Annotated in this window: 12 protein-coding genes; 8 read left to right on the top strand and 4 right to left on the bottom strand. The window is 36.2% G+C overall.

Features of this window, described 5'->3' with window-relative positions; translation table 11 throughout:
* Positions 1-1,567 (top strand): M1 family aminopeptidase (locus tag BBH99_RS02980; protein WP_066691794.1); only part of this gene is annotated, 1,567 nt, incomplete at its 5' end.
* Positions 1,568-1,584: 17 nt separating this feature from the next.
* Here BBH99_RS02980 and BBH99_RS02975 read toward each other — a convergent pair.
* Complete coding sequence (locus BBH99_RS02975) at positions 1,585-2,463, bottom strand: cupin-like domain-containing protein (protein ID WP_066691792.1); 879 nt, start codon at positions 2,461-2,463, stop codon at positions 1,585-1,587.
* A 158-nt stretch (positions 2,464-2,621) separates the two neighbouring features.
* On the opposite strand from BBH99_RS02975, the gene kbl reads away from it, so the two are divergent.
* The 4 genes from kbl to gldG all read left to right on the top strand — a co-directional run bounded on the left by kbl (position 2,622) and on the right by gldG (position 7,020).
* Positions 2,622-3,818 (top strand): glycine C-acetyltransferase, encoded by a 1,197-nt coding sequence (kbl, locus tag BBH99_RS02970; RefSeq protein ID WP_066691789.1) that lies wholly within the window; start codon positions 2,622-2,624, stop codon positions 3,816-3,818.
* A gap of 193 nt (positions 3,819-4,011) precedes the next feature.
* A complete protein-coding gene (locus BBH99_RS02965; protein WP_066691786.1) occupies positions 4,012-4,563 on the top strand; it encodes a CopD family protein in 552 nt (183 codons plus the stop codon).
* Positions 4,564-4,617: 54 nt separating this feature from the next.
* Complete coding sequence (locus BBH99_RS02960) at positions 4,618-5,346, top strand: ABC transporter permease subunit (protein ID WP_066691783.1); 729 nt, start codon at positions 4,618-4,620, stop codon at positions 5,344-5,346.
* 3 nt (positions 5,347-5,349) lie between these two features.
* Positions 5,350-7,020 carry a gliding motility-associated ABC transporter substrate-binding protein GldG gene (gene gldG / locus BBH99_RS02955; RefSeq protein ID WP_066691778.1) on the top strand — a complete coding sequence of 557 codons (1,671 nt, stop codon included), beginning with the start codon at positions 5,350-5,352 and terminating at the stop codon, positions 7,018-7,020.
* A 66-nt stretch (positions 7,021-7,086) separates the two neighbouring features.
* On the opposite strand, the gene BBH99_RS02950 is transcribed toward gldG, so the two are convergent.
* The 3 genes from BBH99_RS02950 to BBH99_RS02940 all read right to left on the bottom strand — a co-directional run bounded on the left by BBH99_RS02950 (position 7,087) and on the right by BBH99_RS02940 (position 9,118).
* A complete protein-coding gene (locus BBH99_RS02950) occupies positions 7,087-7,905 on the bottom strand; it encodes a DUF2314 domain-containing protein (RefSeq protein ID WP_066691775.1) in 819 nt (272 codons plus the stop codon).
* Positions 7,906-7,942: 37 nt separating this feature from the next.
* Entirely contained in the window at positions 7,943-8,581 is a 639-nt protein-coding gene (locus BBH99_RS02945; RefSeq protein WP_066691772.1) for a hypothetical protein, read from the bottom strand.
* Between the two features lie 108 nt (positions 8,582-8,689).
* Entirely contained in the window at positions 8,690-9,118 is a 429-nt protein-coding gene (locus BBH99_RS02940; protein WP_066691769.1) for a DUF4268 domain-containing protein, read from the bottom strand.
* A gap of 141 nt (positions 9,119-9,259) precedes the next feature.
* Between BBH99_RS02940 and BBH99_RS02935 the strand changes: the two genes are divergently transcribed.
* From BBH99_RS02935 to BBH99_RS02925, 3 genes are all read left to right on the top strand, one after another.
* On the top strand, positions 9,260-9,667 hold the full coding sequence (locus tag BBH99_RS02935) for an RrF2 family transcriptional regulator (RefSeq protein ID WP_066691766.1): 408 nt from the start codon (positions 9,260-9,262) through the stop codon (positions 9,665-9,667).
* 168 nt (positions 9,668-9,835) lie between these two features.
* A complete protein-coding gene (locus BBH99_RS02930; protein WP_066691763.1) occupies positions 9,836-10,723 on the top strand; it encodes a sulfite exporter TauE/SafE family protein in 888 nt (295 codons plus the stop codon).
* 88 nt (positions 10,724-10,811) lie between these two features.
* Positions 10,812-11,102, top strand: a complete 291-nt coding sequence (locus BBH99_RS02925; RefSeq protein ID WP_066691760.1) for a putative quinol monooxygenase — start codon at positions 10,812-10,814, stop codon at positions 11,100-11,102.
* Positions 11,103-11,142: the final 40 nt, after the last annotated feature.

Here is an 11,142-nt window from a genome sequence, read left to right as displayed (position 1 = left end):
AGATTTTCCTGCTTCTCTGCCTGCTAATGCTCTGGATTCATTAACCATTCATTATTCCGGCGCTCCGGCAAATAATACTGTTATGGTTGGAAATCAAGGAGCCAATCCAATACCTGTTTTCTCCACTTTAAGCGAACCCTACGGTGCACAGGATTGGTTTCCTACCAAACAAAGTCTGAATGATAAGATTGAAAGATTTGATTTTAAAATTACCACTCCTTCTCAATATAGTGTAGCAGCCAATGGAAAGTTGATGTCGGAAATTATTTCAACCACTACAGGGAAAAAGCTGACGTTTTGGAGAACAATGTATCCTACAGCTGCCTATCTTATTGCTTTGTCTATCACAAATTTTGCTAAACAAAACAGTACAATAGGAAATCCGCCCTTTCCGTTTGTCAATTATATTTATCCGGCAACAGCCGGAAATCCGGAATCGATAGCTAATATTGAGTGGACGAAACAGATTATGGATGTTTTTGAAACCTATTTTGGACCTTATCCTTTCCGCAATGAGAAATATGGACATATGGAATACATTAATGGAGGTGGAATGGAGCATCAGACAATGTCTTCTATGATTGGCTGGCCTAAATACCTTATTGCCCATGAGCTTGCCCACCAGTGGTTTGGCGATAAAGTAACCTGTGGAAAATGGAATGATATATGGCTGAATGAAGGCTTTGCCCATTTTGCAGAGTATGTTGCCAATGAAAAATTGATTATGACCCATGATGAATTTATGAATTATCTAAAAGGTCGGATTGATTATATTACCAATAATGCAGGAGGGACCGTTTACGTTCCGGATGCACAGCTTAATAATATCAACCGGATTTTTGACAGCAGGCTAACTTATACTAAAGGAGGTTATGCTCTAAGAATGCTAAAGTGGATCTTGGGTGATAGTGCTTTTTATCAAGCAATTAAGGATTATCATGAAAGACCGGCACTGGCTTACAATTATGTGGTTACATCAGATTTTAAGGCTTCTTTGCTTCAGTCTACCGGAAAAGATTTTACAGAATTTTTTAATGACTGGATCTATGGTGAAGGATATCCAACGTATACAATAAAGTGGAAACAAACTGGAAGCCAGTTGACCTTTAATGTTTCCCAGACCCAAAGCAGCCCTACAGTAAGCTTTTTCGAAATGCCTTTGCCTGTGAAAGTAACCGGAACTAGCGGTGAAATTGCTTATTTAGTTCTTAATAACACTACTAATAACCAGTATTTTCTTGAAAATATATCGTTTCCCATAGCGAACATACAATTTAATTACGAATACCAGATGGTGGAAAAGAATTCTACTGTGACCCAGGATAATACTTTAAGTGTATCTTCTGTAGAAAAGGATGATTTTGGGCTATATCCTAATCCTGCTAAAAATGAACTTTTTCTTAAAGGTGTTGATAAGGAAACAGCATATTCTATTCACGGAATTGATGGTAAGTTGATAAGAAAAGCAATATTCAAACCTGGTAAATCAATACAGATTGGGGAACTGGTTCCGGGAGTCTATCTTATTACCGTGAATGAAAGATCTGTTAAATTCATTAAACATTAAACAAAATATAAAAGCTTTCATATCAGAAAGCTTTTTTGTTTTTTGAAAGCTTTTGCACCTCTTCTCTTGGCTGCATTTACCTTGTATCTGAACCATTTTTCTTTGAATATATTACGCATGATATTGTCAAAGTTTCTTGTAATGACCAGATTTTTAAAACCACGCCATTTTTCCAGAAGACTTGAAGGTAAGGCCCTTACAGATACAGAATATCCTCCGGTTTCATACTGGATATAATGCCACCATCCGGATGGAATATAAAGGGTTTCTCCCGGATGGATGACTGCTTCGTAGCCATTTAAATAAAGTAAGGCCGGATATTGTCTGTAATCCGGTGTTTTGATATTGGGTAAACTATGAAAATTATAAGGTAATTTATACATCAGATCAGATTGTTCCCAGGGAAACAGCCAGATTCGTTTAATGCCTTCAAATTGGGTGATGAAAACATGGGACATGTCGATATCAATATGATTCCGGGTAGCAGACCCTTCACCGCCGAAAAACATAAAGGGTAACCACTTTAATATTTTTCCATTGGTAACATCATTGTAGATAATGTCATTTTTAAGTTCAGGCTTTATGCTCAGCAGATTAAATAAGAATAACCGATGCTCCGTAGGAGTAGACTCTATCAGATCAAGATATTCGGAGAAAGTGGTCTGTGCAATAGGCTGGCTGGCCACTCTATCCATAGAATCCATTTCACTGCCGTAGATATCTACCTTGTGATCTCCTGCTATTTTCTTGAAATATTCATAATTCCATTTTTGAAATGCAGGGCTTTCAGGATCTATAAAGTCTTCTATAATGACAGGGATCTGCGGCTTCATGTGGTTGTTTATAAAGTTTCTTGAAACGAGTTTCTTTTTTTTCTTTACCGGAATCAATTGCATATTCAGAAATTTTAAACAAATATAAATATTATCCTACTAATTTTGTAGACTAATAGTGTTAAAATAAAGATGAAAGATCAAATTTTAGAATTAAGCTTATAAAAGGTTTTATTTTACTGCCTTTTTAGTAAATTAGCACATCTAAAAAATTACTAAAAATGATTTCTGAAAAATACCTTCAACATTTACAGAACGAACTTCAAAATATTGAGAACGATGGGCTTTACAAAAGAGAAAGAATCATCACTTCTCAACAAAGTGCAGAAATTGAAGCCAACGGAAAGAAGCTTTTGAACTTTTGTGCGAATAATTATCTTGGATTATCTAACAATCCGGAGGTCATGAAAGCTTCTCAGGATATGATCCAGTCTCACGGTTACGGAATGTCGTCTGTACGTTTCATCTGTGGAACTCAGGATATTCACAAAGAATTGGAGAAGAAGATTGCTGACTTCTTAGGATTGGAGGATACTATCCTTTATGCAGCAGCTTTTGATGCCAATGGAGGTGTTTTTGAACCTTTATTTACTGAAGAAGATGCCATTATTTCAGATGAATTGAATCACGCTTCTATCATTGATGGAGTACGTCTTTGTAAAGCGGCAAGATACCGTTATAAAAACAATAATATGGCTGATCTTGAAGCACAGTTAATTGCTGCTTCTGAGAAAAATCACCGTTTTAAAATTATTGTAACCGATGGAGTTTTCTCTATGGATGGTATTGTAGCAGACTTAAAAGGAGTTTGTGACCTTGCTGATAAATATGATGCTTTGGTAATGGTTGATGATTCCCACGCAACAGGATTTATCGGAAAAACCGGTAGAGGAACTCATGAAGCTAATGAAGTAATGGGTAGAGTAGATATTATCACTTCTACATTAGGAAAAGCTTTAGGGGGTGCTTTAGGAGGATTTACTTCCGGTAAAAAAGAGATCATTGATATGCTGAGACAACGTTCACGTCCTTATTTATTCTCAAACTCATTAGCGCCAGGGATTGTTGGAGCTGCTTTGAAGGTATTGGATATGATCTCTGATGATACTACACTTCGTGATAAAGTAATGGAAAATGCAGACTATTTCAGAACAGAAATGAAAGCTAAAGGCTTTGACATTCCTGATGGTGATGCTGCCATTGTTCCGGTAATGCTTTATGATGCTCCGCTTTCTCAAAAAATGGCTGAAAAGCTAATGGATGAGGGAATCTACGTAATCGGATTCTTCTATCCGGTAGTACCGAAAGGAAAAGCAAGAATCAGAGTTCAGTTATCTGCAGCTCATACAAAAGAGCACTTGGATAAAGCGATTGCTGCTTTTGAAAAGGTAGGAAAAGAATTGGGAGTGATCTCTTAATTTTTAAATTGAATATGATCAAAGAAATATAATCTTCGGCTCGGGGCGGCAAAGCCGCCCCGAGCCGAAGTATTTTTTTATATAAGTGTATTATTAAATAGCTTTTGACCGGAATATTAGCTTTTCCCAATCAAAAGAAAATTATTTTTAAAAATTATATAATAAGCTTATCTTTGCTGTTAATTTTTTCTAAATGCTTTATACAATCATCAAAGCGCTGCACATCATTTTTATGGTAAGTTATTTTGCGGGAATTTTTTATCTCGTGAGAATCTTTGTTTACTATAAGGATACCGATGAATTTCCTGAAGAAAAAAAGAAAATTCTGAGGGAGCAGTACACATTTATGGCCAGAAGGCTGTGGAATATTATCACCGTTCCTGCCGGAGTTATTATGGCAATATGTGGCCTGGTTATGATCTTTTTAAATCCGGGTCTTATGAAAATGGGCTGGTTTCATTTAAAACTGACCTTCCTGATCGGGCTTGCTATCTATCATTACTGGTGCTGGAAAAAAGTGTTGAAGTTAAAGGCATTGAACGGAAATACTTTGGAAACGGCCAATATCAAATTGAGACAGGCCAATGAAATTGCCACTTTCATTTTATTCCTGGTGGTCTTCACTGTAATCCTGAAATCGATGGTAATTGAATATTGGTGGCAATTAATTGCCGGATTTTTCGTTCTTGTATTTCTGATTATGATGACTGTAAAACTCGTTAATAAGAATAAAAAAAAGAAATAATGATTGAAGTAGGGGATATCATCTCCTTTACTTTTTACATTTTACTAAAAAACTATGATTGCAATTTTAAAGAAAGAACTTTGGAGTTATTTTGGAAACTGGAGTGCATGGGTAATTATTGCCGCTTTCAGTTTGATAGGGACTCTTTTCTTGTTCTTTTTCGACAACGATTCCAATATTTTTGAGATCGGGGCAGCCTCGCTGCAGAGCTATTTTGTGTTGGTTCCATGGCTTTTAATGTTTATTATTCCGGCACTTTCCATGAAAACTTTTGCTGAAGAGCAACAAACAGGAACACTGAACTGGTTATTTTCACAGCCATTGAAAGTTTCAGAACTGATCGCAGGAAAATTTCTATCTGTATGGATTGTTGGAGTCCTGTGCCTGATTCCCTCATTAATTTACCTTTATACTGTTTATGTATTGGGTGTTCCGGAAGGGAATATTGATCTTGGAATGACCTTTGGAAGTTATATCGGACTGATTATTTTAATTGCTGCCTTCTCAGGAATTGGAATTTTAGCTTCTTCATTATCACAGAATCAGATTATGGCTTATCTGTTGGGCGTTTTCATGTGCTTTATCATGTATTTTGGAATTGAGCAACTGGCAAGCTATAAACTTCTTGGTGGTGCGGATTTTATCCTTCAGAATATTGGTTTTTACCAGCATTTCCTTGGGTTTACAAGAGGACTTATAGATCTTAAGGATGTTGCCTATTTTATTCTGGTCATCAGTGCATCATTAGTATTGTCTAATCATTTTATTAACAAAAAGAAGTAGGGTATGAAGAAGATCAATGCTAAATCTCCGTTGGGAATTTTCTTAATTGCCATTATCCCTCTGGTTATTATTCTTACCTATTCAGGAATAAGACTCGACTTAACAAAAGAAAAACGATATACCCTTTCTGAAAGCACCATTAAAGTATTGGAATCCGTTAAAAAACCATTAACGGTAGAGGTTTATCTTGAAGGGGATTTTCCGGCAAGCTTTAAGCAGCTTCAGGGAGAAACGAAATTCATGTTGGAGGAATTCAGAAAGATTAATCCAAAGATCGATTTCAAATTCATCGATCCTATTAAAACAAAGATGTCTCAGGATACTTTGATGGCAATGGGAATGCAGCCTTCAATTCTTCCAGACGTAAAAGATGGGAAAATTTCACAAATTACGCTTTTTCCATATGCTGTTATAAAATATGACAAAGATGGAGTTTCTATTCCGTTGGTTGTACAACAAGCTGGGATTGATGCAGATCAGCAGTTAACCCGTTCTATTGAAGGGCTTGAATATAACTTGGTTTCAAACATTAAGAATATTGCTGCCAATAAGAGGAAGAAAGTAGGAGTCCTGATCAATCAGGATGAACTAAGTCCGGATGAATTCCAGGGATTCATGCAGCTGGCATTGGAAAATTATGATGCAGGGCCAATTATTCCTAAAAATCAGGTGGAGCTTAGTCTTGAAGATGTACCTTTATTGAAGCAAATGAGTGCTTTAGTCATTGCAAAACCAAGAAAAGCATTCACTGATAATGAAAAAGTAATCCTTGATCAATATATCATGAACGGAGGGAAAACGCTTTGGATGATTGATGCTGTAAATGCCGAAATGGATACGCTGACAAGATCTAAAAAGGTAATGCCTTTCCCGGTGGATATCAATATGACTGATTTCTTCTTCAATTATGGATTAAGAATCAATAATGCGCTGGTAAAAGATGTAAAGAAATTTGCTCTATTAAGATTGGTAACAGGAGAAGTAAGCGGAAATCCGCAGTATACAAGTTTACCATGGCCTTATTATCCTCTTGGAATTGCTGAAAACAACAATCCGATTACCAAAAATATCAACCCTGTAAAATTTGAATTCCCAACTTCTATTGATACATTGGGCGGAAGAAAGAATATCAAAACAAAAGTTCTTTTTGAATCCAGCGAAAGAACATTGCTGAAACAGGTGCCGAATTATGTTGATCTGAAAGAAATTGCTACTGTAGACAGTCTTGGACAAATGGAAAAACCAAGCACACCAAAGATCTTCGCCGTAGCTTTGGAAGGGAAATTTAACTCTGCATATGCCTCAAGGATTGAAAGGAAATCTTATCCAGGCTTTAAAGCTGCAAGTCCTGAAAATAAAATGATTGTAATTGCAGACGGAGATATAGGTCGAAATAAAGTCATCAAAGGAAAGCCGCTTCCATTAGGAGTAGACATGCTGACAAACGAGCAGTTCGGAAACGAGCAGTTCCTGAGAAACGCTTTAGACTATCTGTTAGATGACAGCAATCTGATGGAATTACGAAACAGAAACATCGAAGAAAGACTTCTGGACAGACGAAGAATAGAAGAAGAAAGAACCAACTGGCAATGGCTAAATTTATTACTTCCATTGGCTATTATTGGTCTTATCGGAGGATTGTTCTTCTGGTTGAGAAAGAAGAAATTTGGATAACATAAAAGAGAAGCAAAACGCTTCTCTTTTTATTTTTTATTCTTCTAAGTTTTATTTTCAGGTTGGCTAATGATTTTCCAATACCGGAATAAGATGTGTCCAATTAAGTTGTTTGGCATAATCCAGTGCGGTTTTACCAACTTTGGATTGGATGTTTCTATCAGCTCCTGCTTCCAGAGCAGCCTTTACGGTAGTTAAGTTTCCTGCAATGGTTTCTCTGTGAAGGAGGGTTTGTCCGTTATCATCAATGAGCTTGATCTCATCCGGATATTCCTGTAAGAATCTGGCAAAATCATCTTTCATATTTCTGCTCATAGGATGTTCGATAAGGTTTTCGGGTTCTTCCTTTTGCTGATTAACCACCAGAATATCATTGAAGTCTCCGAAATCCAGCTGCCAGGCATTATCATGATTCTTTCTTTCCGAAGCAGACATATCTGAACGCATTTTCTGAATGGTAAATCCACCATAAGCCTTCGGAAGAGGCTCAGAAGATGAAGAGAATAGCTTTGAAAGGCCTTTAGGCTTTTTTACACTTGGAGTAATGGCAAAAAGCCAGTCGCTGATTTCATTAAGGGGAATATCAATAAAATCTCCAACCTGCACATTGGTTAATGTATTAGGCTCGTTAATCAGATACCCGGTTACCCGGTCGCCATCAAAACCAATCTCATTGATCCACATGTGCTCAACATTGGTTTCTCCTGTTTCTGTTTCTTCTGAAAACATTGCTTTTACGCATGAAACATTAAGTCCCGGGATAATTCTTCTGTATTCCCAGGATTGTTCACGCCAGAAATATTTAAAAGTTTCCTGTGCTTTTTTGTAGGCCTCAATCATTTGCGGATCGCTTCCGTCTGCCCAAAAAATAGGATTGTCTTCCATATAAAAATAAATTGTGGTTGTTTGATGTATTAAAAAATTAATTCTGATAAGCCTCCTTCGGGAGCAATGCAGCCGTTTTATAATAGCTTATGTCCACCGGAATTTTTTCCTGAAGCTCATGAAAAGTTTCATAATCATAATGAGTCCAGTTTTGCTCATTATCCGGATCTGAGGTTTTATCAACAGCCAGCTCAAGCTTTCCGTCTTCTTCGTAGCTGCATTCTATAGCGGCATACTTTTCCCCGTTTTTATCTGTAGTATACCAGCATTTTACCGTTCTTTCAAGCTGAGGTTTCTGGGTTTCATTGTCTATAACCTGTGAGCATATAAAATTTTCGGGATCATCTGTTTTAAAAACGGTTTTAGAGATCAATGGCAGATCGTCTACAGACAGTGAATACAGTTTGTTGGTGGTAATAATGAATCCGTCGGCAGTTTCCCTTCTTTCGATGTCAAAAAAATCAGATTTTTCTTTCAGATATTCCACTACTTCATCTTCATTGTCTCCTTCATGTAAGAAATAATTGATGTTGTATATACTTTCTTCGTTGATGAATTCAATTTCTTTCAGTATATCAGAATCACTTTCGTAATAATACAGATGATATTCGTCTAGCTTCGTAGCTTTGCTTTTGGAGATGACTTCTCCAAAAATGTTTTTGTACACTTTTCTCATTGTTAATCATATTTAGTTTCATCTATTAGTTTAAGTGGTATAGAGCAAAGATAGTTTTCTTTTTTATCTTAACCTAAAGTGTAAAACGGTATTTATTTCGTAATTATTTCAGATATCCTTTATAAAATCCTCATATTCATAATAAAATCTCTCAAATCCATCCATTTTCTCGACGAAGAATTCAAAAATTTCCTGCCAGGTGTTTTTGTTGAAAATTGAAACCCCGTGTTTTTCCACCCAAATCCTGCTGATGATCTTTCCATTTTCAAGCGTAAAATATTCCTCTTTCTGAAAGTCTCCGATAAAATCTTTTAAAATATCTTCCAAAGACCAGATCTTTTCATAATAAGCATTACGGAAAATTTCATCTTTCATTTCGATATCAAGAGAGACTTCTACTTTCTTATTGTCTGCAGAGAATTTAAATGACAGATCCTTGACTTTGGTGTCGTACAGAATCCATTTTCTTGGAAAGGATTTCCCAAAAGCTGTCCAAAATTCCTTTTTAAGTTGTTGTGCTTCTTGTTTACTGAACATAGGGCAAACATAGCAATTTAATAGGAGAAAGGCAAAAAATGAAGGTCCTTAAAAAGATAAAAGAACAAGCTATTGATAAGCTCTCTTGTAATTTTGTCTTTTCATTTAAACATATTAAACAATTTTCTTATTTTTGCTGTAATGCTATCAAAAAAATCTCAATATGCGTTTAAGGCACTTTCATATCTTGTAGAAAAAAGAAATGAAGGGCCGGTTCTTATTTCCGAAATTGCGGAACACAAAAAGATACCTTTAAAGTTTTTAGAAAATATCCTGCTGGAACTGAAAAAAGCAGATATCCTCGACAGTAAAAAAGGAAAAGGAGGGGGATACTTCTTGAGAGAAAACCCTGAAGAGGTGAAATTAGCCAAAATTATCCGCCTGGTGAATGGCCCTATTGCCATGCTTCCCTGTGTAAGTCTTAACTTCTATGAGAAGTGTGAAGACTGCAATGAAGATCACTGTGGCTTACATGATGTATTGATAGAAGTTCGGGATGCTTCACTGAATATTCTGGAGAAGAAAACTTTAATGGATCTGGTCGACTGACCTGATCCTTTTTTTTGAAATAATAGTCTACTTTTTTTGTAGGATAATATTTTTATTGGATATTTGCAAGACTTCAAAAGAATAAATTATGATTCCAAAAGAAGATGCAGATATGATAACCCTTTGGAGGACGGGAGAGATGTTGAATAAACTTATAATGGTAGCACTATGGTAATTACAAGAAAGATTCAGATAAGACTTAACGTGTTGTTTGTAACAATTGTCTTGTTGTCAATAGTTGTTTTCTCACTCTACGAATTGGGGTATTTTGATGAACTTCAACAGATTCTGGCGAAGGACCATTATATATTTTACTGGATGCTTCTGGTAGGCGTTTTTGCAGAAATTGTTGCAGGATCAATGGGAATGGGGTATGGAGTAATTTGTACCACCACATTAATGCTTCTGAATATTCCACCTCATATTGTAAGTGCCAGTATTCACTCTGCTGAAAGTTTTACCACAGCTGCGGGAAGTGTAAGTCATATTAAACTGAAGAATGTAAGTAAAAACCTGGTGAAAAAACTGGCCATACCGGCAGTTATTGGAGCCATTATCGGCGCTGTCAGCCTTACTTATTTTGGAGAATATTATGCAAAGATCACCAAAACCCTTATTGCTTTCTATACTTTATATCTCGGATTTCAAATCCTTTCCAATGCTTTTAAAGATAAGCAGAGTAAAGCTCTCAAAAGAAAGACCAACCTCATAAGGCTTGGAGTGATTGGAGGTTTTATAGATTCTTTTGCCGGTGGTGGATGGGGACCTCTGGTAACCGGAACCCTCATTAAAAATGCTTTTACTCCAAGATTTGCCGTTGGAAGTTCTACTGTTGCCAAGTTTATCCTCACCATTACTGCTGCCGTTACTTTTTTCTTTACGCTGGGAATTCAGCACTGGAATATCATTCTGGGACTTTTAATTGGCGGAATTATCACGGCTCCTTTCTCTGCCATGCTTACAGCAAAGCTTCCCGTGAAGAAAATGTTTGTGATAATTGGAACATTAGTTATTGTAATGAGTTCTATAACTATTTATAAATCAGTATTCAGCTAAAAAAGTGTTTGAAAATGTAAAAATAAAGGACTCAAAAAGAAATTTCATTTTGAAAATATTTTACTTTTACATCAATAAATATTAGAATATGAACTTACATATCATTGCACTTTTTAAGTTTAATGAAAACTATCTGATGGAAGCCGTAGAGCTTTTTCAAAACCTGGTAAAGGAAACGAGAAAAGAAGAAGGCTGCCTGCAGTATGACCTTATTGAAGATAAAGACAACAAAGGGACATTCTTTCTGATTGAGCTTTGGGAAAGTGTTGACCATCATAACAGACACAACGGACAGGATCACCTGTTAGACTTCCGCAAAGATGCCTCCAGAATCATGGAAAGTGGAGTAGAGGTTTACAAAGGATTCAAAATATACTAAATAAAATAAAAGGCGGTTTCAGTATTCTGAAAACCGCCTT

Origin of the sequence: Chryseobacterium contaminans, assembly GCF_001684955.1 — a bacterium.
Lineage (GTDB): Bacteria > Bacteroidota > Bacteroidia > Flavobacteriales > Weeksellaceae > Chryseobacterium > Chryseobacterium contaminans.
Note: the sequence above shows the minus strand (reverse complement) of the source record. Positions and strands in the feature narration are given on the sequence as shown.